Origin of the sequence: Pimelobacter simplex (assembly GCF_024662235.1) — a bacterium.
Taxonomy (GTDB): Bacteria; Actinomycetota; Actinomycetes; order Propionibacteriales; family Nocardioidaceae; genus Nocardioides.
Map to the genome: position 1 here is coordinate 4,218,498 of NZ_CP096276.1, position 24,882 is coordinate 4,243,379.

23 protein-coding genes and 1 tRNA gene are annotated in these 24,882 nt (G+C 72.9%); 6 read left to right on the forward strand and 18 right to left on the reverse strand.

Translation table 11 applies throughout. The annotated features are described in order from the left end of the window. Positions 1-18: 18 nt before the first annotated feature. Entirely contained in the window at positions 19-471 is a 453-nt protein-coding gene (locus M0M48_RS20745; RefSeq protein ID WP_215812719.1) for a nuclear transport factor 2 family protein, read from the forward strand. A 13-nt stretch (positions 472-484) separates the two neighbouring features. On the opposite strand, the gene M0M48_RS20750 is transcribed toward M0M48_RS20745, so the two are convergent. From M0M48_RS20750 to M0M48_RS20760, 3 genes are read right to left on the reverse strand one after another with little or no spacing between them, the layout of a single operon-like run. Then, positions 485-1,117, reverse strand: a complete 633-nt coding sequence (locus M0M48_RS20750) for a DUF2461 domain-containing protein (RefSeq protein WP_257752578.1) — start codon at positions 1,115-1,117, stop codon at positions 485-487. Next, positions 1,114-1,842 (reverse strand): class I SAM-dependent methyltransferase, encoded by a 729-nt coding sequence (locus M0M48_RS20755; RefSeq protein WP_257752579.1) that lies wholly within the window; start codon positions 1,840-1,842, stop codon positions 1,114-1,116. The genes M0M48_RS20750 and M0M48_RS20755 overlap by 4 nt, the downstream gene beginning before the upstream one ends. A gap of 11 nt (positions 1,843-1,853) precedes the next feature. Then, complete coding sequence (locus M0M48_RS20760) at positions 1,854-2,621, reverse strand: hypothetical protein (protein ID WP_257752580.1); 768 nt, start codon at positions 2,619-2,621, stop codon at positions 1,854-1,856. A 49-nt stretch (positions 2,622-2,670) separates the two neighbouring features. Here M0M48_RS20760 and M0M48_RS20765 point away from each other — a divergent pair, with 49 nt between their 5' ends. Next, a complete protein-coding gene (locus M0M48_RS20765; RefSeq protein WP_215812714.1) occupies positions 2,671-2,901 on the forward strand; it encodes a DUF5652 family protein in 231 nt (76 codons plus the stop codon). A gap of 24 nt (positions 2,902-2,925) precedes the next feature. Here the strand turns inward: M0M48_RS20765 and M0M48_RS20770 are convergent. Together M0M48_RS20770 and M0M48_RS20775 are read right to left on the reverse strand one after the other, a co-directional pair. Next, positions 2,926-2,998, reverse strand: a tRNA-Gly gene (locus M0M48_RS20770). Between the two features lie 32 nt (positions 2,999-3,030). After that, positions 3,031-3,813: an SGNH/GDSL hydrolase family protein gene (locus tag M0M48_RS20775; RefSeq protein ID WP_257752581.1), complete on the reverse strand. Its 783-nt coding sequence runs from the start codon at positions 3,811-3,813 to the stop codon at positions 3,031-3,033. A gap of 18 nt (positions 3,814-3,831) precedes the next feature. On the opposite strand from M0M48_RS20775, the gene dcd reads away from it, so the two are divergent. Further along, the gene (dcd, locus tag M0M48_RS20780; protein WP_257752582.1) at positions 3,832-4,446 is read left to right on the forward strand and encodes a dCTP deaminase; all 615 of its coding nucleotides are present in this window, start codon (positions 3,832-3,834) and stop codon (positions 4,444-4,446) included. Between the two features lie 30 nt (positions 4,447-4,476). Then, positions 4,477-5,469: a siderophore-interacting protein gene (locus M0M48_RS20785; protein ID WP_257752583.1), complete on the forward strand. Its 993-nt coding sequence runs from the start codon at positions 4,477-4,479 to the stop codon at positions 5,467-5,469. On the opposite strand, the gene dmpG is transcribed toward M0M48_RS20785, so the two are convergent. The 3 genes from dmpG to M0M48_RS20800 are packed head-to-tail and all read right to left on the reverse strand — an operon-like array spanning position 5,466 to position 8,256. After that, on the reverse strand, positions 5,466-6,491 hold the full coding sequence (gene dmpG / locus M0M48_RS20790; RefSeq protein ID WP_257752584.1) for a 4-hydroxy-2-oxovalerate aldolase: 1,026 nt from the start codon (positions 6,489-6,491) through the stop codon (positions 5,466-5,468). The genes M0M48_RS20785 and dmpG overlap by 4 nt on opposite strands. Then, positions 6,488-7,435 (reverse strand): acetaldehyde dehydrogenase (acetylating), encoded by a 948-nt coding sequence (locus M0M48_RS20795; protein ID WP_257752585.1) that lies wholly within the window; start codon positions 7,433-7,435, stop codon positions 6,488-6,490. Before M0M48_RS20795 ends, dmpG begins: the two co-directional genes overlap by 4 nt. Continuing rightward, the gene (locus M0M48_RS20800; RefSeq protein ID WP_215812709.1) at positions 7,432-8,256 is read right to left on the reverse strand and encodes a 2-keto-4-pentenoate hydratase; all 825 of its coding nucleotides are present in this window, start codon (positions 8,254-8,256) and stop codon (positions 7,432-7,434) included. The genes M0M48_RS20795 and M0M48_RS20800 overlap by 4 nt, the downstream gene beginning before the upstream one ends. Positions 8,257-8,325: 69 nt before the next feature. Between M0M48_RS20800 and M0M48_RS20805 the strand changes: the two genes are divergently transcribed. Beyond that, positions 8,326-9,114, forward strand: a complete 789-nt coding sequence (locus M0M48_RS20805; RefSeq protein WP_257752586.1) for an IclR family transcriptional regulator — start codon at positions 8,326-8,328, stop codon at positions 9,112-9,114. Here the strand turns inward: M0M48_RS20805 and M0M48_RS20810 are convergent. Both M0M48_RS20810 and M0M48_RS20815 read right to left on the reverse strand, forming a co-directional pair. Further along, positions 9,095-11,143, reverse strand: coding sequence for a CocE/NonD family hydrolase (locus tag M0M48_RS20810; protein ID WP_257759266.1), 2,049 nt, complete (start codon positions 11,141-11,143; stop codon positions 9,095-9,097). The genes M0M48_RS20805 and M0M48_RS20810 overlap by 20 nt on opposite strands. A gap of 74 nt (positions 11,144-11,217) precedes the next feature. Next, a complete protein-coding gene (locus tag M0M48_RS20815; protein WP_257752588.1) occupies positions 11,218-12,018 on the reverse strand; it encodes an SDR family NAD(P)-dependent oxidoreductase in 801 nt (266 codons plus the stop codon). 38 nt (positions 12,019-12,056) lie between these two features. Between M0M48_RS20815 and M0M48_RS20820 the strand changes: the two genes are divergently transcribed. Continuing rightward, the gene (locus M0M48_RS20820; RefSeq protein ID WP_257752589.1) at positions 12,057-12,683 is read left to right on the forward strand and encodes a TetR/AcrR family transcriptional regulator; all 627 of its coding nucleotides are present in this window, start codon (positions 12,057-12,059) and stop codon (positions 12,681-12,683) included. On the opposite strand, the gene M0M48_RS20825 is transcribed toward M0M48_RS20820, so the two are convergent. The 8 genes from M0M48_RS20825 to M0M48_RS20860 all read right to left on the reverse strand — a co-directional run bounded on the left by M0M48_RS20825 (position 12,680) and on the right by M0M48_RS20860 (position 24,848). Beyond that, a complete protein-coding gene (locus tag M0M48_RS20825) occupies positions 12,680-13,600 on the reverse strand; it encodes an NAD-dependent epimerase/dehydratase family protein (protein ID WP_257752590.1) in 921 nt (306 codons plus the stop codon). The genes M0M48_RS20820 and M0M48_RS20825 overlap by 4 nt on opposite strands. An 86-nt stretch (positions 13,601-13,686) precedes the next feature. Continuing rightward, positions 13,687-14,526, reverse strand: coding sequence for a DUF4097 family beta strand repeat-containing protein (locus tag M0M48_RS20830; RefSeq protein ID WP_257752591.1), 840 nt, complete (start codon positions 14,524-14,526; stop codon positions 13,687-13,689). Positions 14,527-14,584: 58 nt separating this feature from the next. Further along, entirely contained in the window at positions 14,585-15,160 is a 576-nt protein-coding gene (locus tag M0M48_RS20835; protein WP_257752592.1) for a pilus assembly protein HicB, read from the reverse strand. Between the two features lie 54 nt (positions 15,161-15,214). Continuing rightward, positions 15,215-16,588 carry a PASTA domain-containing protein gene (locus tag M0M48_RS20840; RefSeq protein ID WP_257752593.1) on the reverse strand — a complete coding sequence of 458 codons (1,374 nt, stop codon included), beginning with the start codon at positions 16,586-16,588 and terminating at the stop codon, positions 15,215-15,217. Continuing rightward, positions 16,578-17,051, reverse strand: a complete 474-nt coding sequence (locus M0M48_RS20845) for a SigE family RNA polymerase sigma factor (protein WP_215812700.1) — start codon at positions 17,049-17,051, stop codon at positions 16,578-16,580. The genes M0M48_RS20840 and M0M48_RS20845 overlap by 11 nt, the downstream gene beginning before the upstream one ends. Before the next feature lie 60 nt (positions 17,052-17,111). Next, the gene (locus M0M48_RS20850) at positions 17,112-18,740 is read right to left on the reverse strand and encodes an AMP-binding protein (RefSeq protein WP_257752594.1); all 1,629 of its coding nucleotides are present in this window, start codon (positions 18,738-18,740) and stop codon (positions 17,112-17,114) included. Positions 18,741-18,810: 70 nt separating this feature from the next. Further along, on the reverse strand, positions 18,811-22,125 hold the full coding sequence (locus M0M48_RS20855; protein WP_257752595.1) for a (Fe-S)-binding protein: 3,315 nt from the start codon (positions 22,123-22,125) through the stop codon (positions 18,811-18,813). Positions 22,126-22,307: 182 nt separating this feature from the next. Next, positions 22,308-24,848 carry a dipeptidase gene (locus M0M48_RS20860; RefSeq protein WP_257752596.1) on the reverse strand — a complete coding sequence of 847 codons (2,541 nt, stop codon included), beginning with the start codon at positions 24,846-24,848 and terminating at the stop codon, positions 22,308-22,310. Positions 24,849-24,882 lie beyond the last annotated feature (34 nt).

The window sequence follows — 24,882 nt, forward strand, 5'->3', positions numbered from 1 at the left end:
CGCCCTACGATGGCCCGCATGATCACCTCCGACGCCATCGTCTGGAACGCCCCCAACGACCCGCACCCGGCCCGCGCGGCGTCCCAGCGGTCCTACTCCGCGGTGGCCAAGGGCGACCTGGCCGAGTGGCTCACCGTGTACGCCGAGGACGCCGTCCTCGAGGACCCGGTCGGCCCCTCGATGTTCGACCCCGAGGGCAAGGGCCACCACGGCCACGCCGGCATCTCCGCCTTCTGGGACAAGGCGATCGCCCCGATCGGCACCTTCGAGTTCACCATCAACGACTCGTTCGCCAACCCGGGCGGCAACACCTGCGCCAACATCGGCCGGATCAAGACGTCGTTCCCCGACGGCTCGCACACGACGACCGACCTGATCATGGTCTACGTCGTCGACGACGACGGCCGGGTGAAGTCGATGAAGGCGTTCTGGGAGCCGGAGCGGACGATGGCGAGCTTCACCACCGCCTGACGAACCGCCCGATTCAGACGGCCGTCGCCTCCGCGATCCAGCTCACCAGCGGCCGGAGGCGGCGCCAGTCCTCACGGACCCGGTCGAGCAGCTCGCTGGTGTGCACGAACGGCTCGAAGCCGTACGAGCGCATGCCCAGCACGGTCTTCATCTTGAGCAGCTCGATCCGCGGGTGCTCCTTGTCGTAGCCCCGCGGCACCGTCTTGAGCCGCTCCCCCGACACCTCGAACCCACCCCGCTCCAGGTCCCGCAGGATCCGCTGGAGCACCTTGCCGGACTTCTCCTCCGCCATCGCCTCGCGCATCGCCGCCAGCCGCGGCCCCCCGGCCTCGTAGATCCCGCCCCCGACCCGGACGCCCGGCGCGGCCACCTCGACGTACCAACCGGTGGCGGCGGCGACCCCGACGAACGCACCCTGGTGGGTCTTGTAGGGCGTCTTGTCCTTGGCGAAGCGCACGTCGCGGTAGGGCCGGAAGACCTTGGCGTCGCCGAACTCCTGGGCCAGGGCGTCGGTCAGCGCGACCATCGGGGCCTTGACGGACTCGGTGTAGACGGCCTTGTGGGCCTCCCAGAAGGACTTGGTGTTGTCGACCTCGAGGTCGTCGTAGAAGTCGAGTGCGGCGACGGGAAAGCCTTCGAAGGTCACCGGAGCAGCCTAGTTGCGCACACGATCAGCTCCACCGATCGCGGGGTCACCGGAGCGCCGTCCCAGCTGCCGCGCAACCTGTCCACCGCGAAGCCCGCGGCGGCGAGCGACGCCGCGATCGCGTCCGGCGAGCGGAAGGCGAGCACGTCGCGGTGCGCGACGACCTCACCGGTAGCGAGGTTGCGCGTGAAGGTGTCGTAGGCGACCCGCGGGAGATCGACCTCGACGGTCTCGTGCCAGAACTCCACCGGACCGTCGCCGGTCTCGACGATCCGCAGGGTCGCCGCGCGGGTCCACCCCTCCCAGGCACGTGCCTGCGGGTGGCGGAACTCGAAGGCGAGGAGGCCGCCGAGGCGCAGGGCGCGCCCGGCGTCGGCCAGGACCGCGGACCAGGCCACGTCCTCGACGAACACCTGCGCGACGTGGCCGGTCATCACCACGAGGTCCGCGCTGCCGGTGGCGAGGACGTCGCTGTACCCGACCGTCCAGGCGACCCGCCCGGCGACGTCCCCGCGACCGGCGGCCACCCGGATCATCGCCGGGTCCGGGTCGACCGCATGGACCCGGAGGCCGTGCCCGGCCCAGCGGCGGGCGAGGGACCCGGTGCCGCAGCCGAGGTCGACGGCGTCGCGGGCGCCGTGGGCGAGGGCGAGCCGCTCGTAGAAGCGGTGGTCGTCGTCGGCCGGGTTCAGCTCGTCGTACGACGCCGAGAAGTCGAACCCCACGCGCGGCCGGCTCAGACGGCGGTCGGCGCGGCCACGGCAGCCGGCCCCGACGCGGGCGCCGGCTCCGGGATCGGCACGTTCCAGCGCAGCGCGTGGTGCAGCGCGACGACCATCCGGGAGTCGTCCAGCGGGTGCTCCGGGTCGTGCCAGACGACGGTCTCGTGATCGTCCTCGATCGGCGCGCGGCTCGGGATGCCCACCACCCGCCGCAGCCGGTACGTCGTCCCGTCGGCCCCGGTGAAGCGGAACGTCACGGTCGTGAAGACGATGCCGCTGCCCTCCTCCCAGTCCCACGGGTCGAGGCCGTCGTCGACGACGACCGCGGGGCACGGGACGCCGGAGGCCATGAGGGCGAGGTCGCGGGCGTAGGCGCGGGCCCGGTGCGCGGGGACGAAGAGCGCCAGCGCGAGCGCGATCGTCCCGAGCCCGGTCAGCACCCCGACCGCGGTCAGGTAGGGGCCGTCGAGGTCGTGGCGGACGACGGCGATGAGCCCGCCGAGGCCAGCGGACAGGCAGAGCGTCGCGTAGCCCTGCCACAGGGTGAGCTGCTGCGGGAACGCGTCGACCCAGAACATCCAGGTCAGCCCGCCGACGACGACGAGGACCCCGCCGACCACCAGCGAGGTCGCCGGGGCGGGTGCCTCCGCGGACGCCAGCGCGCCGTACCCGGCCAGGACCCCGCCGCAGAGCTGGAGGAGCCACGAGATCGCGGGCTTGGCCGGCTTCCGGGGCAACGGATCGACCCGGTACGAGCCCGGGTCCGGCTGGGGGGTCACCATGGGTCATTAGACCCTGGGGCGGCGCCGGCGCGCCAGGCATACTCGGCCCATGGCCAAGAAGCGCTGGCGCGACCTGAGTCCGCGGACGCGGAAGATCATCCTGGTGACCGGGGCCGTCGACGGCGCGCTCAAGGCGGTCGCGCTCGCCGACCTCAAGCGTCGCGACGCCGACGAGATCAACGGCTCGAAGCGGACCTGGGCGACCGCCCTGACCCTGCTGAACACGGCCGGCGTGCTGCCGATCGTCTATCTGGTGCGCGGCCGGAGACCGGCCGCCTGAGGGCGCCGGGCCCCGGATCCTCGGAGCGGACGACGAGGTTCGAACTCGCGACATTCAGCTTGGGAAGCTGACGCTCTACCAACTGAGCTACGTCCGCAGTGCCCCGGCTTCGCCAGGGCGAGAAGGATGCTACCCGATGGGTGCGAGCACCGGTCGCTTCGGTTCCACCCCGTCGCCCGACGAGCGTCCGGTGACCCGTCGCTTGACCCACGGCGCGAGGTGCGTGCGGGCCCAGGCGAGGTCGGCGGAACGCTGCTCGCGCGGGCTCAGCACCGGGACGTCGGCGAGCGGGAGCGGCTCCAGCTCGTGCGGTACGCCGAGCGCGTCGAGCGCCGCGATGGCGATCATCTGGTGACCGTGGGCGTTGAGGTGCAGGCGGTCGTCGTCCATCACCTCGGCGACCTTCCAGTCGCGCATCCGCCACATGTCGACCACGGTCGCGCCGTGCTTCTCGGCGATCTCGCGGACCCACTCGTTGAAGATGGCGGTCCGGCCGCGGATCACCTTGATCACGCTGTTGAGCCCCGGGTCGGCGATCGTGAACAGGACGACGTGGGCGCCGGCGGCGCTCATCCGCCCCACCGCCTCGTCGTACGACGCCGCGAGGGCGTCGATGTCGACCTTGGGCCGCAGCACGTCGTTGCCGCCGCCGTGGATGGTGACCAGGTCGGGACCGAGCGCGAGGCCGGCGCCGACCTGCTCGTCGATGATCGCGGGGAGCTTGCGGCCGCGGATCGCCAGGTTGGCGTAGCCGAAGTCGCGGCCCTCGGCGGCGGCCCGGCCGGCGAGGCCCTCGGCGAACCGGTCGGCCCAGCCACGGACGCCGTTGGGGCGCGTCGGGTCGGCGTCGCCGACCCCTTCGGTGAAGGAGTCGCCGAGGGCGACGTACTTGCTGAAGGTGCTCGTGCTCACGCGTCCCATTCTGCGCTGGTGACCGGGACCACGTCCTACACGGGTAGTGTGCGGCCCGTGCTGCTCAGCGACCGCGACATCACCGCCGAGATCGACGCCGGGCGGATCGCCCTCGAGCCCTACGACACGACGATGCTGCAGCCGTCGTCGATCGACGTGCGTCTCGACCGCTTCTTCCGGGTCTTCGACAACCACAAGTACCCCTCGATCGACCCCGCGGCGGACCAGTCCGACCTGACCCGCGTGGTGGAGCCCGAGGGCGACGAGCCGTTCATCCTGCACCCCGGGGAGTTCGTGCTCGGCTCGACGTACGAGGTGGTCACGCTGCCCGACGACATCGCCGCCCGCGTCGAGGGCAAGTCCTCGCTGGGCCGGCTCGGGCTGCTCACCCATGCGACCGCGGGCTTCGTCGACCCGGGCTTCTCCGGGCACGTGACGCTCGAGCTGGCCAACGTCGCGACGCTGCCGATCAAGCTCTACCCGGGCATGAAGATCGGGCAGTTCTGCTTCTTCCGGCTGACCTCGCCCAGCGAGCACCCCTACGGCTCGGAGAAGTACGGCTCGCGCTACCAGGGCCAGCGCGGCCCGACGCCGTCGCGCTCGTTCCAGAACTTCCACCGCACCTCGATCTGAGGATCGCGGAGGTTAGGTTAGCCTGACCTCATGACCGCCGAGCAGAACGAGTACGTCGCCAGCCTGCCCATGATCCTCGACGAGGTCGAGGTGCTCCGGGTCGAGCGCGTCTCGCCGTCGTTCGTCCGGATCGAGCTGGGCGGCCCGGCGCTGGCCGAGCTGGGCCCCGACGGCCCCGTCTACGACCAGCGGATCAAGCTGATCTTCCCCAACGCGGCCGGCGGGCTGCCGTCGTTCGCGAACGCCGACGAGTCGTGGTGGACGAGCTGGATCGAGATCCCCGAGCACGAGCGCGGCTCGATGCGGACCTACACGATCCGCGACGTCCTCGGCGAGGGTGCCGCGACCCGACTGGTCGTCGACATCGTCGTCCACGACACCGACGACGCCGATGAGAAGGACCACGAGGACGGCGCCGGCAACCGCTGGGCGCTCCAGGCCGCCGTCGGCCAGCGCCTGGTGACGCTGGCCCCGCGCAAGGGCCAGGAGTTCGGCGGCATCGAGTGGGAGCCCGGCGCCGCCCGGCGCCTGCTGCTGGTCGGTGACGAGACCGCCGTGCCCGCCATCCGCGGCGTCCTGCGCGACCTTCCGGCCGACGCCCAGGGTGCGGTCTTCGTGGAGGTCCCGGTCGACGCCGACGTCCAGGACGACGTGACCGCACCGGCCGGCGTCGAGGTCACCTGGCTGCCGCGCAACGGCGGTGCCCGGGGCGAGGAGCTGCACGCGGCCGTCCTCGCGCACCTCACCGGCACCGCGCCGGCCGAGGCGCTCACGGTCACCGAGGACGAGATCGACCCCGACCTGTGGGAGACCCCGGTCTACTCCTCCTCCGGCGAGGAGGTCGCCGAGGCGACGGCCGTGCCGACCGACGACAGCCCCTACGCCGGGCTCTACGCGTGGATCGCCGGCGAGTCCAAGGTCGTGACCGGCTTGCGTCGCAAGCTGGTCAACGACCTCGGGCTCGACCGCGGCCAGGTCGCCTTCATGGGCTACTGGCGCGAGGGCGTCTCGATGCGGTCCTAGACCGCCGCGGCCTCGCGCTCGTCGACGAGGGTGAGCGCGATGTCGACGATCATGTCCTCCTGGCCGCCGACGAGCCGGCGCTTGCCGCACTCCATGAGGATCTCGCGGACGTCGACGCCGTACTGCTCGGCGGCGCGCTCCGCGTGGCGCAGGAACGACGAGTAGACGCCGGCGTAGCCGAGGGTGAGCGTCTCGCGGTCGACCCGGACCGGACGGTCCTGCAGCGGGCGGACGATGTCGTCGGCGGCGTCCTGGAGCGCGAAGACGTCGCAGCGGTGCTCGAAGCCCATCAGGTCGGCGACCGCGACGAAGGCCTCGATCGGGCAGTTGCCCGCGCCCGCGCCGTGGCCGGCGAGCGAGGCGTCGACCCGGTAGACGCCGTTCTGGACGGCGACCACGGAGTTGGCCACCGACAGCGAGAGGTTCTCGTGGGCGTGGATGCCGATCTCGGTCTCGGCGTCCAGCACGCCGCGGTAGGCCTGCACCCGGGCGGCGACGTCGTCCATGGTGAGCCGGCCGCCGGAGTCGGTGACGTAGACGCAGTGCGCGCCGTAGGACTCCATCAGCTTGGCCTGCTGGGCGAGCTGCTCGGGCGCGGCCATGTGCGAGAGCATCAGGAAGCCGGAGACGTCCATGCCGAGCTCGCGGGCGGCCGCGATGTGCTGCGCCGAGACGTCGGCCTCGGTGCAGTGCGTCGCGATGCGCACCGAGCGGACGCCCAGGTCGTAGGCACGCTTCAGGTCGTGAACCGTGCCGACACCGGGCAGCAGCAGCGTGGTGAGCCGGGCGTTCTTCAACACCGAGGCGGCGGCCTCGATCCACGCCCAGTCGCTGTGCGATCCGGGGCCGTAGTTGACCGAGCCGCCCGCGAGACCGTCGCCGTGCGCGACCTCGATGGCGTCGACACCGGCCTCGTCGAGGGCGACGACGATCCGCTTCACGTCGGCCGGGTCGATCCGGTGCCGGATCGCGTGCATGCCGTCGCGCAGGGTGACGTCCTGGACGAAGATCTTCGTGCTCACTGGGCGGTCTCCTTCGCGGCGGCGATCCGCTCGGCGACCTGGAGGCCGGCGGAGGTCATGATGTCGAGGTTGCCGGCGTACGCCGGGAGGTAGTGGCCCGCACCGGTGACCTGGAGGAACACCGACACCTGGTGGGTCGGCCGGTCCGCGCCGTCGACGAGGAGCGTCTCGACCGGCTGGTCGGCCGGGATCTCGGTGATCTGGACCTTCTGCACGAGCCGGTAGCCCGGCACGTACGCCGCCACGTCGGCCACCATCTTCTCCACGCTGGCGCGGATCTCGTCGTGCACGCCCGGGTCGGGCGCGCTCACGAGCGCGAAGACGGTGTCGCGCATCATCAGCGGCGGCTCGGCCGGGTTGAGGATGATCACCGCCTTGCCGCGCTGGGCCCCGCCCACGCGGGTGATCGCGCCCGAGGTGGTCTCGGTGAACTCGTCGATGTTGGCGCGCGTGCCGGGGCCCGCGGACTTCGACGAGATCGAGGCGACGATCTCGGCGTACGCGACCGGGACGACGCGGGAGATGGCCGCGACGATCGGGATCGTCGCCTGGCCGCCGCAGGTGACCATGTTGACGTTCTCGGCGTCGAGGTGCTCGTCGAGGTTGACCGCCGGGACGACGTACGGCCCGATCGCGGCGGGCGTCAGGTCGATGAGTCGCTTGCCCAGCGGGCGCAGCAGCGCGTCGTTGTGGAGGTGGGCCTTGGCGGACGTCGCGTCGAAGACGATGTCGATGTCGGCGAACTCCGGCATGGCGATCAGACCCTCGACCCCCTCGTGGGTGGTCGGGACGCCGAGGTCGCGCGCCCGCGCGAGCCCGTCGGAGGCCGGGTCGATGCCGACCAGGGCCCCCATCTCGACGTGCTGCGCGGTCTGCAGCACCTTGATCATCAGGTCCGTGCCGATATTGCCCGACCCGATGATCGCGACCTTGGTCTTGCTCATGCGTTCTCCTCACTCGCGCTGCTGAAGGTGATCGAGACCGACCCGAGGCCGGCGATGGTGACGTCGACGGAGGCGCCGGGCGCGGCCGGGCGCATCGGGCCCAGCGCGCCGGAGAGGATCACCTGGCCGGCGCGCAGCGGGTCCCCGAGCGCGCGGGCCTGGCGGGCCAGCCACTGGACGGCGACGATCGGGTCGCCGAGCGAGGCGGCGCCGGTGCCGACGGAGTCGTCCTGGCCGGTCACGGTCATCGTCATCGCCGCGTCCTTGGGCACGAAGCCGTCGGCGAGGGTGCGCCGCTCGCTGCCCAGCACGTACGACCCGGCCGAGGCGTTGTCGGCGACGGTGTCGGCGAAGCTGATGTCCCAGTTCGCGATCCGGCTGTCGCAGATCTCGATGGCGACCACCGCGTGGTCGATCGCGGCGGCGACCTGGTCGAGCTCGAGGTCGCCCTCGGCGAGGTCGGCGCCCAGCACGAAGGCGATCTCACCCTCGACCTTGGGCTGGAGCAGCCGGCTGATGTCGACGGGCGCGGCGGCGTCGTGCTCCATGTCGTCGAACAGGACGCCGAGGTCCGGGGTGTCGACGCCGAGCTGCTGCTGCACGGCCTGCGAGGTCGCGCCGATCTTGCGGCCGACGACGCGGGCCCCGGCCGCGAGGCGGTGGGCGTTGAGCTGCTGCTGGACGGCGTAGGCGAGCTCGATGTCGCGCTCGCCGATGAGATCCCGGATCGGCGCGCACGGCTGGTTCGTGGCCAGGGCGGTGTGCAACCGCTCGGCCGCGGCGCCCACCGCGGCCTCGAGATCGAGGGTCGATTCGGTCATGGCGCCACTCTCCCGGGCCGGACCTCGGGGGACCATGCCGGCGTTCCACTCACCGGTACGCTGTCGTCCATGGGAGGAGCGGCGACGGATCCCGGGCTCGACACGGTGCTCGGCAAGGCGGTCGCGATCCTGCGCGCGTTCGGCGCCGACGACCGGCTGCTCCCCCTCGCCGAGCTGGTCCGGCGCACCGGGCTGCCCAAGGGCACCGTGCACCGGGTCGCCGGCGACCTGGTGCACCACCGGCTGCTCGACAAGACCGACCACGGCTACCGCCTCGCCGGCGGGCTCTTCGAGCTCGGCATGCGGGCGGCCACCGAGCGGACCCTGCTCGAAGTGGCGACGCCCTTCCTCCAGGACCTCTACGAGCGCACCCACGAGACCGTGCACCTCGGGCTGCGCGAGGGCACCGAGGTCGTCTACGTCGCCAAGATCGGCGGGCACCGGCAGGCCCGCAGCCCCTCCCGGCCCGGCGGCCGGATGCCGATGCACTGCACGGCGATCGGCAAGGCGCTGCTCGCCCACGCCGAGCCCGACGTACGGGCGGCGGTGCTGGGCGGACCGCTCCCCCGTCGTACGCCGCACACGGTGGTGGCGCCCGGCCTGCTGGAGCAGCAGCTCGACCGGGTGCTGGAGAGCGGGCTCGCCTACGAGCGCGAGGAGTCCACGCTCGGCCTGCTCTGCGTCGCCGCGCCCGTGCTCGACGTCGGCTCCGGCGCGGTGCTCGCCGCGCTGAGCGTGACCGGCCCGGTCGGCCGGTTCCGCCCCGAGGCCCACGAGAACGCCGTCCGGGCGGCCGCCGCGGCCATCGCCGGCATGCTCACCCGCCGCCCGGGGGCGGTCAGCGCACCGCCATCGTGAGGCTCGACGGCGTGCTCGGCCCGGTGTGGATCGTGACCGGCACGAGGTGGCCGACCAGGTCGGGCACCGTCGAGAGCAGGTGCGGTACGTCGAACGCCTGGACCGAGATCCGCAGCCGGTGCCCGGGCGCGATCACCGCACCCGTCGGGAAGATCTCGACGTCGACCGGCGCGACCTGGCCGCGCGGCAGCTTGGCCTTCGCCGCCCGGGTGAACGGGTGGTACGGCTGCAGCAGCTTGCCGTCGAGGTAGCGCGAGCGGCTCTTGTCGAGAGCCCGGTGCGCGATCGTCTGCCAGCCGCCGCTGATCCGGGACACGGTGCCGTCGGGGGCGACGTCCTCGACCGCGACCGACAGCATGCCGTCACCGCTGGGCGTCGAGACGTAGAGCCGCGCGTCGAGCGGGCCCTGGAAGCGGACCGCCTTGGTCATCGGCGCGGTGTCGAAGGTGACGCCGCCGAGGTCGTTGAGCCTGTTGTCCTTGAAGCACGGCAGATCCTTGAGCAGCATCGCCGGCAGGCCGGCGGTCCACTGGTTGGCCGAGCGGGTGCACAGGCCGGTGACCGGCACCGGTGGGACGACGGCCTTGCCCGCGGCCGGCGTACCGGTGGTGAGGGTGCCGGCCTTGCCGCCGAGGCTCGCCGAGCCGGAGAGCTGGAAGCTGCGGGCACGCAGGTCGGAGTCGATCCACCTGGCCTTGCGCACCCAGGCGCCCGAGCCCTGCTCGTAGTAGGTCAGCGGCGCGATCTGGTCGAGCTTGCCGTCGCGGCCCTTGAGGTACTGGTCGAACCAGCGCAGCTGGAGCTCGTTGAGCGGGCCGTAGCCGGCCTTGACCACCTCGGCACCCGCCGAGCCCTGCAGGTGGTCCCACGGCCCGAGGATCAGCTTGGCCGGGACACCGCGCTGCTGGAGCCGCTCGAACACGAGCGGGGTGCCGCGCTGGAAGAGGTCGAACTCGCCGCCCACCAGGAAGGTCGGCACGGTGACGTTGTCGAGCACCTCGATCGGCGAGCGCTCGCGGTAGAACGGGCCGTCGTACGCCGGGTCGCCGCCGAGGAGCGCCTTGCCGGCGAGCGGCAGGGTGAAGTTGAGGCCGCCCATGAGGTGGTCGAGCGCCATCTTCAGGCCGGCCTGGGGCTCCTGGAGCCCGTAGGCCGGCGGCACCACGCCCGCCGCGGTGACCAGTCCCAGCCAGAGCGGGATGAAGCCGACGTCGATCTGCCCGCCCGACGCGACCACGTCGCGGTAGACGTCCGCGGCCGGCACCTGCGGGAAGATCGCCTTGAGGCCCTGCGGCTTGCGGGCGGCGGCGAAGAGCTGTGAGATCCCCATGTAGGACGCCCCGGTCATCCCGACGCTGCCGTTGCTCCACGGCTGCCGGGCGGCCCAGGTGACGATCGCGCCGGCGTCCTTGCCCTCGCGGGCGCTGAACGCGCCCCACTGTCCCTGCGAGGAGCCCGTGCCGCGCGCGTCGACGGTCAGCTGGGCGTAGCCGCGCTTGACCAGGTACGCCGGGTCCGCGCCCGCGAGCGTCGCCCCGGCGCCCGCGGAGAGCACCGTCTTGTTGTAGGCCGTGATGGTGACGATCACGGGCAGCCGGGTGGTCACCGGCTTGCCGTCGGCCCCGGCCGGGCGGACCAGGTCGCCGCGCAGCACCACGCCGTCGTCCATGGTGATCGCGAGGTCGCGGGTGGTCGCGGTGGCGGTGTAGTCGGCGGCGCGCGGGGTCCACGGCGCGCTCGGGGCGGCCTTCGCGGCGCTCTTGGCCTGACCCTGGCCCGAGGCCTTGCCCGCCCCGGCGGCGGTCCCGGAGGTGCCGCCCGCGCGCACCTCGGCGGACGGCGCGAACCGCTGGTCGGGCGCACCCGCCGCCCGGTTCCCGGTCCCCGCCGCAGTGGCGGCCGTGGGCGCCGGGCTCGCCGGCCCGCGGCGGTCGGTGGCCGCGTCGGCGGCCGGCAGCACGAGCGCGGCGATCAGCGCCGCGGCGGCCAGGGCCGCGACGGAGCGGCGGCGCGTGGTCAGGTCGTTCATGGTGAGCCCTCCCTGGGGTACTCACCGGTAACGAGCGGGACGTGGCGTCGGTCACGCCCCGCCGCGCGGGGCGCTCAGGGCTGGTCCGGCATGTTCGTCCAGCCCTTGCCGTCGTGGCGGCGGTACCACCCCGACGCCGCGAGCGTCCCGCCGTCCACCGGGACCGTGTGCCCGGTGACGAAGCGCGCCGCGTCGCTGGTCAGGAAGTCCACCACCCCGGCATGGTCCGCGGCCTCGGCGAAGCGTCCGAGCGGCAGCCACAGCGGGACCAGGCCCTCGTCGCGGCCGCGCAGCATCGCGGCGCGCGAGGTCTGCGCGGTGTCGGTCAGGTCCGGCGCGATCGCGTTGACCCGCACCCCGCGCGGGCCGAGCTCGACCGCCATGCTCTTGGTGAAGGCCGAGACCCCCGCCTTGAACGCCGAGTACGGCGCGCTGGCCGGGATCCCGCGGTAGGCCTCCACCGTCGAGACGTTGACGATCGACGATCCGGCGACCAGGTGCGGCAGCACGGCGTACGTCATCGCGAAGACGTGGCGCAGGTTGAGCTCGTAGAGCCGCTGCCACTGCTCCGGCGTGCTGTGCGCGAAGTCGCGCGAGGCGGGCCGGAAGTCGCCCACGTTGTTGACCACGACGTCGATCGCACCGCTGATCGCGGCGGCCGTCGCGACCACCTCGGCGACGACCTCGTCCGCCGTCACGTCCCCCGGTACGACGGTGCACGCGCCGCCCGCGGTCCGCACCGCCGCGGCGGTCCCGGCCGCGGCCTCGGCGTCGATGTCGTTGAGCACGACGTGGTCCCCGCGCTCGGCGAGGGCACGGGTGATCGCGCCCCCGATCCCGCTCGCGCCGCCGGTGACGATGCTGGTCCGGTTCATCGGTCTCTCCTCTGCTCCTGGTCTGGCAGGATCGCGCCGTGCCTCCTGCGACTCCCGATCCCGCTGCGCGGCGGCTGCGCGCCCGCGAGGACCCGGCGGTGCGACGGCAGGCGATCCTCGATGCCTCCGCACGGTTGTTCGCGACCCGCGGCTTCGCCGACACCACGGTGCGCGACATCGGCGACGAGGCCGAGATCAAGTCGGGCAGCCTGTACCACTACTTCGCGTCCAAGGACGCGATCCTCGAGGCGGTGCTGCGCGAGTTCCTCACCGACCTCGGCGCCGCCACGGAGGCGATCGTCTCGGCCGGCACCCGCCCGCGCCGCCAGGTCACCGACCTGGTCCGGCACGCGTTCACGCTGATGGGCGAGCGGCCCTCGTGGGTGCTGACCTACCAGAACGAGTTCCTCCGGCTGAGCGGTCAGCCCGGCTTCGAGTTCGTCGCCGGCGAGAGCGCGCGGATCGAGGCGGCCTGGGTCGCCGCGCTCACCGCGAGCACGGAGGCGGGCGACTTCGCGGTCGACGTACCGGTGGCGGTGCGCTACCGGCTGGTGCGCGACGCCACCTGGACGGCGGTGCGCTGGTACCGCCCGGGCGAGCCGTTCGACGCCACCGCACTCGCCGAGCAGTACGTCGCCGTGCTCTACGGCAACCACGAGCGCTAGCGCGGCGGCAGCGCGTCGACCGCGGCGACCATCGCCCGCAGCATGGCGGGGACGCCGCCGCGCTCGTAGCCCAGCCGCGCGACGTCCTCGGCCGCCGGCTCGTAGGCGAGCGTCGTGCCCTTGCCGGCGACCAGGAAGTCGTCGGGCAGGAAGACGTGGTCCTCGGCGCAGACCGCCACCCGGCGCTCGGCGCCCGCGCCGGCCGCGTCGAAGAGCGCCTGGAAGTAGTCCTGGAACGACAGGTTCACGTCGCCGATGAGGTAGGCGCACCCCGCCTCTCCGTCACTGAGCGCGCCCGCGACGGCGGCCGCGACGGCGTCGACGGACATGTAGTTGGTCCCGCCGAACGGCGCGCAGTCGGGCACCTGCTCGGCCATCTCGCCGCGCGCCCAGCGCACCATCTTGGCGAACCCGCGCAGTGCCCGGCCCGGCGCGACGCCGACGACATTGGGCGGGTTGACCGCGCACACCGCGAAGTCCGGCGTCGCCAGGGCGAGGACCTCGCGCTCGGCGACCGCGCGGGCCCGGACGTAGGCGTTGGTCTCGACCAGCCCGGGCAGCACCTGGTGGTAGTAGCTGCCGACCAGGACCGCCCGGCGTACCCCTGCGGTGCGGGCCTCGGCGAAGAACGCCGGCAGGCTCGCGGTCTGCACGTCCTGCCAGGTCTCCTCCGACGCGCGCGGGCCGACGTGCCGGATGTCCTGGGCCGCGGAGAAGACGACCGCCTCGACGCCGGCGAGCCGCTCAGCCCAGCCGGGCTGCGTGTAGTCGCCCTCGACGAAGGGGTACGCCGCCGCGGGCGCGCCCGGCTCCGGACGGTTCCGCCCGGCCACTGCCACGTCGTGCCCGCGCCGGGCGAGCTCGTCGGCCACGACCGACCCGATCAGACCGGTTCCGCCGACCACCAGGACCCGCATGCCATCCTCCGTTACCTATCGAGCGCTTGTTAGATAACGAGCAGCATGGTCCGGCCGGCGGCCGCTGTCAACCGGGCCCCGGCGGCTCAGGCGGGGACGAGCGCGATGTCACCCGAGACGGTGGTCGCGCGCAGCTCGACGTGATCGGCGCCCGGCTCGGGCTGGCCGACCGGCGGCAGGGACGAGGCGACCCGGCCGGTGACGGTGCTGAGGTCGGTCCACACCGGCGTACCGGCGGGGACCCCGACGCGGACCCCGGTCGAGGCGCCCTTGACCGTGATCCGGCCGCGGCGCGCGGTGCGGACGAGGACGTCGCCCGAGCCGGTCTTGGCGCTCACGTCGGCCGCGCTGTCGCCGACCTCGACGTCGCCGGAGCCGGTCTTGACCACGACCGTGCCGAGCGCCTGGCCGAGGCAGACGTCACCGGAGCCGGTCGAGACCGAGGCGGTCCGGGCGACCCGGCCGAGGTCGACCGCGCCCGAGCCGGTGCGGACCTTGAGGTCGCCGTCGACCTCGGCGACCGTCACGTCGCCCGAACCGGTGTCGACCACGACCGTGGTCGCCTGGTCGAGGCGCACCGCTCCCGAGGCGGACTTGACCCGGGCGGTCATCAGCGAGCCCGCGGCCTCGATGTCGGCACTGCTGCTGCGCGCGACCAGGTCGCTGGCGAGCGGGATCGCGACCTCGATGAGCAGCTCGTCACCGTTGCCGAACAGGCCGTTGCGCGGCTTGGGCGCGATGACGTCGATCCGGCGCTCGTCCTGGGTGACCCGGACCTCGGCGGCCCGGGCGCCGGTGAGCGTCACCTCGGTGGTCGTCTGCTCGGCGGCCCGGACGACGATGCGGCCGCGGCCGTTCTCGACGTGGAGCCGGACCGGGCCGGGGGTCTCGAAGACCTGGCGGAGGGGTTCGTACGTGCTGGTCATGGCGTGCTCCTGGGGTTCGGGGAGGAAGAGGCGGAAGAAGTGGGAGGGGTGGGTGGGTTCAGAGCCAGCCGGTCATCCGGCGGTCGCCCGGCTTGCCCCCGAAGGGGAAGTCGCCACCGAACGGAAGGCTGGTGAGGTCGACGTCGACGTGGATCGCGCGCTCGCTGGTCGCGCCCCGGACCAGGGCGACGAGCCAGGTGTTGAGCGACTGGCCGGCCTGGGTGGCGAGCTCGTCGGCACGGGCCTTGAGCGACTCCGGGAGGCGCAGGCTGACCCGGGCCAGCCCCTCGTCCTCGTCGGGGAGGGCGGGCGCCGCGGGCACCGCCGGCGGCTGCGGCGGCACCGGGCCGTCGCTCCCGCCGGGAGCACCGAGACCGCCGAGACCGCCGGGCCCGCCCGCGTCGACGACGAAGTCGAGATCGCGCCCGTCGAGCCGGACGTCGACCCCACCGCCGGGCATCGCCGCGGTGATCTCGGTGGCGGCCTGGGAGATCGCCTCCATCACGGCCAGCCGGACCGCGGGGTCGAGCGCGTACCCGAGCCGCTCGGCGATCGCCCGCGCCTCGGGACCGGCGCTGTCGGCGGCGGCGAGGAGGTCGCGACGGAGGCTGTCGACGTACGGCGTGATGTCCATGTGCATCACTATGACGTCACTATGACGTCATTTCAACCCCTGAGTGACGTCAATCTAGGAAAGGTTGACGCCATAGACCCGTCCGCGGGCGTCGATCCAGAGCTCGACCTGCCAGCCCTCGCACCGGGCGCCGCGCGGGAAGAGGCGCACGATGTCGCCGGTCGCGGCGGCGTACGACGACGGCAGGGGGCCGCTGGTCCCGCAGGCCGCCCGGCCGGCGGCCACCGCCACGTCCCCGGTGAAGTGCAGGATCGTGGCGATCGGGTCGATGCCGCAGTCGGGGAAGCCCAGGCCCGAGCAGCCGGCCCAGGAGCCGCGCTCGTCCGGGCGGTCGTTCCACCGCGGGGCGCCGAAGTGGTCCCCGCCGCCGAGCATGTTGCGGACCCGGTCCGCGAACGCCGGCGCCGGCCCGGTGCCGCGCGCCCAGGCGACGAACCGGTCCGCGGCGGCCTCGCGCACCCGGTCGGGCCGGGGCGCGGCCTGCGCCTGCGGGGGCAGCACCGTCATCGCGATCGCGGTGATCCGGCCCTCGCCGTCGGTGGTCCACCACACCGCCTCGACCGGGCAGAGGTCGGTGCCGGCCGCCCGGTCGACGGTGACGAACCCGCGCATCTCGTCGGGCGCGCAGCCGGGGCGGCCGTGCCCGACCCGCACGGCGGGAAGCCGGGCGCCGGCGCCGAGGTCCGCCGGGGTCCGGGTGCTGAGCTCGCGCAGCAGCGCCGGAGCCGCGTGACAGGTGCCGCCGCCGCCTTCGCACAGGGTCCAGGCCGGCGCCTGCGGGTCGCGCAGGTCGGCGCCATCGACCTCGACGGCCGGCCCGCCGATCACCGAGAGCTCGACCCGGGAGGCCAGGCGCGGCAGGTCCCCCCAGCCGCGGGCGAACCGCAGCAGCTCCAGCGCGCGGCGGCTGTCCGGCTCCCCCACGCAGTCGACCACGTTGATCGGCACCGTCACCTGGAGCCGGACCTCGGCGCCCGCCGCGACCGGCTGCCCGGGCCCCGGGTTGGTCCGGGTGACGACACCCACCGGCCAGCAGCCCTCGCGGCGCTCGCTCACCCGTACCTTCAGGCCCCGGCCCTCGAGCTCGGCGACGGCCGGGTCCACCTCGGCGCCGAGCAGGGGCGGCATCCGGTCGTCGTCGTACCGGTGCTCGCGCTCGACCGGCCGCCCGTCCGGTCCGGCCGGCTGCGGCCGGTCGTCGCCCGCGCGACCGACCAGCACGACCAGGCCCACGATGAGGACGACTGCCGCGACCGCCGCGACCGCCGCGGCCGCCCCGGCGAGCAGGCCGAGGCCGCGGCGGTGCGGGTGGGGCCGGGACTGGGGCTGGGGCTGCGGGTCGGCAGGAGCGGCGGGGTCGACGTCGATCGTCGCGGCCGCTCGGGCCAGCAGCACCCGGGCCCGCTCCTCGCTCAGCTCATCGGACATCGGGGGCCTCCACGAGGGGCGCGAGCGCGGCGAGCGCGCGGGAGGTACGGGACTTCACGGTGCCCGGCGCGACCCCCAGCGCCGCCGCCGTGTCCCGCTCGGAAAGGTCCGCCCAGAAGCGCAGCACCAGCACCTCGCGGTGCTCGGGCGACAACGCCGCCAGCGCCCGTCGTACGGCGATCCCCTCGGCCCACGCCAGGTCCTCGGCCGGGCCGTCGGGCAGGGTCGCCGTCGGGAGCTCACCGTTCCAGCGGCGCTGCCGGGCGTCGTGCAGCGTGGTGACGAGGACGCGGTGCACGTAGGCGTCGGGCCGGTCCGCCGCCGTCACCCGCCGCCACGAGCGGAAGCACTTGAGGAGCGCGCTCTGGACGATGTCCTCCGCATCGGCCGCCGGGCAGCCGAGCAGCACGGCGGTCCGCACCAGCCGCGGGCGGCGGTCGGCGACGTACGCAGTGAAGTCCATGCCGGGCTCCTCCTCGGGTCACCCAGTGTGACCGGCGAGGGGGCCCGATCGGTTCCGGGCTCAGCCCAGGCCGAGGATCTCCGTGGACCGCTCCCGCATCTCGATCTTGCGGATCTTGCCGGTCACCGTCATCGGGAACTCGTCGACCAGCATCACGTAGCGCGGGATCTTGTAGTGCGCGAGCTTGCCCGTCGCGAACTCCTTGACCGCCGCGGCGTCGAGCGGGGCGGCGCCGGGGCGGACCCGGATCCAGGCGCAGAGCTCCTCGCCGTACTTCTGGTCGGGGACGCCGACCACCTGGACGTCCTCGACGTCGGGGTGGGTGTAGAGGAACTCCTCGATCTCGCGCGGGTAGATGTTCTCGCCGCCGCGGATGACCATGTCCTTGATCCGGCCCACGATGTTGGCGTAGCCGTCCTCGCGCATGACCGCGAGGTCACCGGTGTGCATCCAGCCGTCGGCGTCGATCGCCTCGGCCGTCTTGTCCGGGTCGGTCCAGTAGCCGAGCATCACGCTGTAGCCGCGGGTGCAGAACTCCCCCGGCTCCCCGCGCGGGACGGTCTCGCCCGTCACCGGGTCGACGATCTTGATCTCCACGTGCGGGGCGGCGCGCCCGATGGTCGCCGTACGCCGGTCGAGGTCGTCGTCGGCACGGGTCTGGCAGCTGACCGGGCTGGTCTCGGTCATCCCGTAGGCGATCGACACCTCCGCCATGTGCATCTCGTTGATGCAGCGCTTCATCACCTCGACCGGGCAGATCGAGCCGGCCATGATCCCGGTGCGCAGGCTGGACAGGTCGAAGTCCGCGAAGCCCGGCGTGTTCTGCATCGCGATGAACATCGTCGGCACGCCGTAGACCCCCGTGCACTTCTCGTCCTGGACCGCCTGCAGCGTGATCGCCGGGTCGAAGCCCGGCGCCGGGATCACCATCGTCGCGCCGTGGGTGACGCAGCCGAGGTTCGCCATCACCATGCCGAAGCAGTGGTAGAAGGGCACCGGGATGCAGAGCCGGTCCTGCTCGGTGAAGCCGATCAGCTCGGTCACGAAGAAGCCGTTGTTGAGGATGTTGCGGTGGCTGAGCGTGGCGCCCTTGGGGAAGCCCGTCGTCCCACTCGTGTACTGGATGTTGATCGCGTCGTCCGGGCTCAGCGCGCGCTGCCGCTCGGCGAGCGCGTCGGCGGGGAGCCCCCGGCCGGCCTCGAGGAGGGCCTGCCAGTCGTCGCTGTCGACGTACAGCGTGCGCTCGAGGCCGGGCACCTCACCCTTGCCGGTGACCTCGTCGACCATGCCCCGGTAGTCACTGGTCTTGAAGCTCGTCGCGGCCAGCAGCAGGCGCAGACCGGACTGGTTCACGGCGTACGCGAACTCGTGGGTGCGGTACGACGGGTTGACGTTGACCAGCACCGCCCCCGCCTTGGCCGCCGCGAACTGCACGATCGTCCACTCGGCACAGTTGGGCGCCCACATCCCGACCCGGTCGCCCTGCTCGATCCCGAGCCCCAGCAACCCCCGCGCCACCTCGTCAACGACGGCGTCGAACTCCCGCCACGTCCACCGGCGCCCGCTCGCCACCTCCACCAGCGCCTCACGGTCCGGCCACCGAGCGACCGTCCGCTCGAGGTTGGCTCCGATGGTCTCCTCGAGGAGGGGCGTGGTGGTCTCGCCCGCGGCGTACGACAGCTCGGTCATGGGTCCATGGTGACGCGCGGGTGAGCGCGGTCACACCCCCCTAAAGGGGGTAGGGCCCTTCTGGAGCCGCTCAGAGGTCGAAGAGCGAGCCTGCCTCGTTGATGTCGGCGTCGGTCCGGGGCTGGTGGGTCGCACCGGAGGACGTCGGGGCCGCGGGGGCCTCGGACTCCGGCTCGGGCTCCGGCTCGGGCTCCGGCTGGGTCTCGGGCTCCGGCTGGGTCTCGGGCTCCGGCTGGGTCTCGGGCTCAGGCTCCGGCGTGGGCTCGGGCTCCGGCGTGGGCTCCGGCTCGGCAGCGACGGGCGCCGCAGCAGGAGCGGGCTCCGGAGCAGCGAGGTCGAACAGCGAACCCATCGCGTTGAGGTCCACGTCGGTCGCCGGAGCGGTCGCCGGAGCGGTCGCCGGAGCGGTCGGCGCAGGCGCGGCCTCGGCGACCGGGGCCGGCTCGGGCTCGGGCGTGGGCTCGGGCTCGGGCGTGGACTCCGGCTCAGCGGCGACGGGCGCCGCCGCCGGCGCGGGCTCCGGAGCGGCGAGGTCGAACAGCGAGCCACCGGCGTTCAGGTCGACCGCCGGTGCCGCCGGTGCCGCCGGCTCGGCCGGGGCAGCGGGGGCCTCGGCCGCGGGGGCAGGCGCGGGCGTGGGCTCGGGCTCCGGGGTGGCGAGGTCGAACAGCGACCCACCGGAACCGAGATCCACCGACTTCGTCTCGGCCGCCGGCTCCGCAGCAGCGGGTGCCGCCGGAGCGGGGGCCGGAGTGGGTGCCGGGGTGTCGAAGAGCGAGCCGCCGTCGTCGAACAGCGAACCGGAGGCCGAGCCCGAGTCGGCCGGCTTCTCGGCAGCCGGAGCCGCCGGGGCCGGAGTCGCAGCCGGAGCCGCCGGGGCCGGGGTGTCGAACATGGAGCCCGGGTCGTCGAAGAGCGAACCGCCTGCGGCGGGCTCCGCCTTCTTCTCGGCAGCGGCCGGGGCAGCCGGGGCAGCGGCCGGGGTGTCGAACATCGAGCCCGGGTCGTCGAACAGCCCGCCGCCACCGCTACCGCCGGCAGCACCAGCGGACGCCGGAGCCGACGGCTCAGCCGGAGCCTCCTCGACCGCCGCAGCAGCCGGAGCAGCCGCCTCAGCAGGCAGCGCCGCAGCAGGCGGCGCCGCAGCAGGAGCAGCCGCGGCCGCAGCCGGAGCCGCCGCCTTCGGCTGCAGCGGGGCACCTTCGCCCGGGAGCAGCTTGGTCGCCTGCTCCCCCTTCACCGACGCCAGCAGCATCTGCGCGACGTCGAGGACCTCGACCTCCTCGCGGGCCTCACCGTCGGCCTGCATCTTGGTCAGGCCGTCGGAGAGCATCACGCGGCAGAACGGGCAGCCCACGGCGACCTGGTCGGCGCCGGTGCCGACGGCCTCGGCGGTGCGGTTCAGGTTGATCCGCTCGCCGATGGTCTCCTCCATCCACATGCGGGCGCCGCCGGCGCCGCAGCAGAAGGACCGCTCGGAGTTGCGCTCCATCTCGGCGAGCTCGGCGCCCGGGAGGATCTGCAGGAGGTCGCGCGGCGGGGTGTAGACCTGGTTGTGACGGCCCAGGAAGCAGGGGTCGTGGTACGTGATCTTGCGGTCGTGCGCGCCGGCACCGGACGCCACGGGGGTCAGCTTGCCCTCGCGGACGAGACGGTTGAGCAGCTGGGTGTGGTGGATGACCTCGAGCTCGATGCCGAGGTCGCGGTACTCGTTCTTGAGCGTGTTCATGCAGTGCGGGCAGGTGGAGACGACCTTCTTGGCCTTGGCCTCGGTCAGGGTCGCGATGTTCTGCTGGGCCAGGCCCTGGAACACGAACTCGTTGCCGGCGCGGCGCGCGGAGTCGCCGGTGCACGTCTCACCATTACCCAGTACGCCGAACGAGACGCCCGCGAGGTCGAGCAGCTCGGCGACGGCGCGGGTGGTCTTCTTCGCGCGGTCCTCGTAGGCACCGGCGCAGCCGACCCAGAACAGCCAGTCGACGGACTCGAGGTCCTCGATCTGGTCGCCGACGACCTTGACCTCGAAGGGCAGGTCCTTGGCCCAGTCGAGGCGGACCGTGGGCGACATGTTCCACGGGTTGCCCTTGTTCTCCAGGCCCTTGAAGAGGCCGTTGAGCTCAGAGGGGAAGTTCGACTCGACGAGCACCTGGTAGCGGCGCATGTCGACGAAGTGGTCGACGTGCTCGATGTCGACGGGGCACTGCTGGACGCAGGCACCGCAGTTGGTGCAGGCCCACAGGGCGTCCTCGTCGATGACGAAGTCGCCGCCCTCGGGGTTGTAGAACCACTCGCCCGCGTCGACATCGGCCTTGCCGACGAGGGTGCGCTGCTCGGCGCCGCCGGCGACGGCGTACGCCTCCTCGCGCAGGGCCATCATCATCAGCTTGGGCGAGAGGGGCTTCTCGGTGTTCCAGGCCGGGCACTGCGACTGGCAGCGACCGCACTCGGTGCAGGTCGTGAAGTCGAGGATGTCCTTCCAGGAGAAGTCCCAGATCCCGCCGACGCCGAGGATGGCGTCCTCGTCGAGGTCGTCGACGTCGTCGAGGGTGATCGCCTTGCCGCCGGAGGTGAGCGGCTTGACCGCGCCGAGGGCCGTGCGGCCGGACTCCTCGCGCTTGAACCAGATGTTGAACCAGGCGGTGAACCGGTGCCAGGCCACACCCATGGTCAGGTTGGTCGAGATCACGATCAGCCAGACCATCGCGGAGACGATCTTGACCATCGCGATGAAGTAGATGATGTTCTCGAGCGAGCCGATCGAGTCGTGCCCGGTCGGGTAGAGGTTGCCGAAGTACTGCGAGATCGGGAAGTGCGCGCCGGTCGCGTGCTCGGCGTGCTCGCCGCCGTGGGCCTGGGCCAGGTTGTACTCCGCGCCGCGGATGAAGAGGATCGCGGAGCTCTCGAGCAGCACCATCGCCTCGACGAAGAAGGCCTGCCACATGGTGGAGCCGAAGAAGCGGCTCTGGCGGCCCAGCTTCGAGGGCAGGTGCGTGAGGCGGTAGTAGATCAGCGGGATGATCGCGAGCGTGCCGAGCAGGCCGAGCAGCTCGGCGACCCACTCGTAGACGACCCACTTGCCGATGATCGGGATCGTCCACTCGGCGTCGAAGAGCTGGATGAACGCCGCGGCGACCGCCGTGGAGAGGAAGAGGAACGCCGCGAAGGCGAACCAGTGCAGGATGCCGACCCACGTCCACTGGAGCATCCGGGTGTGCCCGAAGGTCTCCTTGACCATGGTCAGCGTGCGCCCCACGGGGTTGCCGGTACGCCCGGGCGCCGGCTGCCCCCGCTTGATCACCCCGAGCATCGCCAGGACGGCGCGTGCCGTCAGGGCGACGGCAACGACCGAGACGGCCAGGGAGACGACGATCGCAAGGGTCTGCATGGTGTCCAACAGCTCCTCATCCGCAGGGAGTCAGGGGCGCGCACACAGGTGTGCGCCGGACGAGCCTAGTGCCGACGGGCGGGACGGGTCGCGATAGGCAACCCTTACCTGCACCGCCCGCAGCGGGCGCGCTTCGCCGAATCCTACCGACAGGTAACTTCGGCCGCGCCGTGATCCCCGCCTCACCGGAACCGGACGGCCTTGACCTTCCCGGCGGCGCCGAAGCGGACGACGACCTTGACCTTCGCCTTCTGCTTGGACTTGGCGCAGAAGACGAACTTCGTGCCGAGGCGCTCGTACGGCTGACCGACGCGCGCCATCACATCACGCGTGCTCATCCGGGTGCGCACCATCCGCTTCGCGAGACGCTGCGCCTTGGCCTTGGACATCCGCAGCGCGGGGTTGCGGCACGAGTCGGCGCGGACGCCGTAGGTGCGCTCCCACATCTGCAGGTAGGCCTCGGCACCGCGCGCCATGTCGTCGACGATCTTGGCGCCGTCGCCGCGGCGCTGGGCGTCGGCGACCTTGCGCAGGTCCTCGACCCAGTCGGGATAGAGGCCGTACTGCGCGACGCCGTCGGTGTTGATGTCCCAGGTGCGCTGACCGGCCTTCTGCTTGTCGATCCGGACGCCGCCCAGACCGGTGAAGGGGTACTTCACCGGGTTGGGCACGTCCTTGCCGCGCGGGTTGCCCTGGGCGCCGAGGCCGTTGATGTCGGCACCGAACCCGAAGCCGAAGTAGTAGCGCGAGTCGGCCCAGCCCAGGTGCCGGCGCCACTTGGCGACGAACCCGGTCGAGTCCCCGGCGTACGGCGTGATGAAGCCGCCCGCCTTGTAGATCCGCGGGTACGTGTCCGGCGTCGACCAGGAGTGGCTGGAGATCACACCGGGGTAGCGCAGGTCCTCGATGACGTCCATCGACGCGGCGCGGGCCTTGACCGAGAGGTGGTCGGGGTCGAAGACCATCTTGCGCCGGGCCATCCCCTCGATCGTGTGCACGCCGAGCTCGGTCAGGCCGCGCTTGTTGCAGTGCGCGGGCTGCGGGTACAGCGGCAGCGCGGGCAGGATGCCGAGCACCTTGCCGAGCGCCCCGAAGAGCGCGTCCTGCTGGCCGGCGGTGATGTCGGGGATGGTGATCTGGGCGTTGTCCGCGGACTCGCCGTCGGCGGGATCGCAGTGCTCCATCGCCCAGAACGAGCCGGTCTCGAGGAAGTTGGCGGCGTTGACGAGCGGCCCGATCGCGCCCGCGTCACCGGCGACGCCGGCCAGGGCGTTGTCGAACTTGTTGACCAGCTCCATCTGCCGGACGCCGAGCCGCTGCATCTCGTCGAGGTTGGCGTCGATCTCGCCCGGCGTGCAGGCCGGCTGGTCGCGCCCGAGCACCTTCTTGTAGGTGCAGCCGAACGGGATCGAGGTCTCGATGCCCATGATCACGGCCATCTTGCCGCCGTTGATCACGCGCCGGGCCTCGAAGGGGTCCTTCACGATCCGGTAGAAGCCCTTGCCGGGGCCGCCGAACTGGGCGTCGATATAGCTCTGCATCTTCACCATGTCCGCGGCCTGGAGCCGGATGGACGTCATGTCGTCGCAGGAGTTCCGCTTGAGCGGGTAGAGCTGGCAGAGCTTGTTGTTCTCGACGAGCAGGTTGACGAACAGCCGCTGGCCGCCGCGCCAGGCCCGCTCGAGCCAGCGGTAGTAGGTGCCCTCGTGGGTCAGCGACTCCGGCGCCGGCCAGTCCTTGAAGGTCGGCCAGCCGACCGGGTCGTGCGAGGCCTTGCCGGAGAGCACCGACTCGAGCAGCGCGCCCTTGCCGCCGGTGATCTTGTGGTCGGCGCAGTCGTCGAGCGCGTACGGCGCGCCGTACTCGTGCCAGGGCCGGCCGCAGTGCACCTTGCCGCCGAGGAACTCGAAGGCCATGCCGTGGGTGTGCGCGTCGACGAACCCGCGCACCTCCTGGTACGACGTCACGCCCGCGAACGGGTCGCCCGTCACGTCGATCCCCGCCTCCGGGTACGCCGGGCAGCTGCGCGCCAGCGCCAGCCGGAACGGCGTGCCGGTGGTCCCCGAGCCGAGCGCGCCGCCGGCCTGGGCGACGAGCCCCCGGGCGCCGATCGCGAGCACGAAGCCGCGCGCGGTCTTGGTGACGGTCCAGTCGGCCTGGGCGCTCGGCTTGGCCGCGACCGCGACGGAGCCGTTGCGCTGGAGCGTGAGCTCGCCCTGCGGGGTGTGCAGCAGGTAGCCGCCGAGCCGGGTCGCCTTGAAGTAGTAGGTGCCGTAGCGGCCGGCCGGCGTGCTCAGCGTGTAGCAGCCGCCGGCCATCGCGTAGCGGTCGGCGGGCACGGCGGTGCGCGGCTGGTAGGCCCGGACCGTGGTCAGCCGCGGGTCGGGGAGGGCGCGCTGGGAGGCGACGTACTTCTCCGCCGAGCGGCGCTCGGCCGCGCTGGTCGGGTCGACCGCCTCGTCGCCGACGGCGAGGCCGCGGGAGACGTCGTTCTTGGTGGCCGGGTCGTTGTGGTCGTGCGGCGGCAGGAGCGCGTCGTCGTGCGGGACCCCGCGCTCCGACTTGGCCTGCTCGTTGGCCATCGCCAGGGTCACCGCCCCGCCACCGGCTCCGCTCGTCGGGATCGCGAGGGCGACCCCCACGACCGCCAGCGCCACCAGCGCGGCGAGCCCGACCCGGCGGGCCCCGCCCGCCTGCTCCTGCGTCACGACGTCCTCAGCCACAGCCTTACCTCCCTGTCCCCGGGCGCACCGGAGT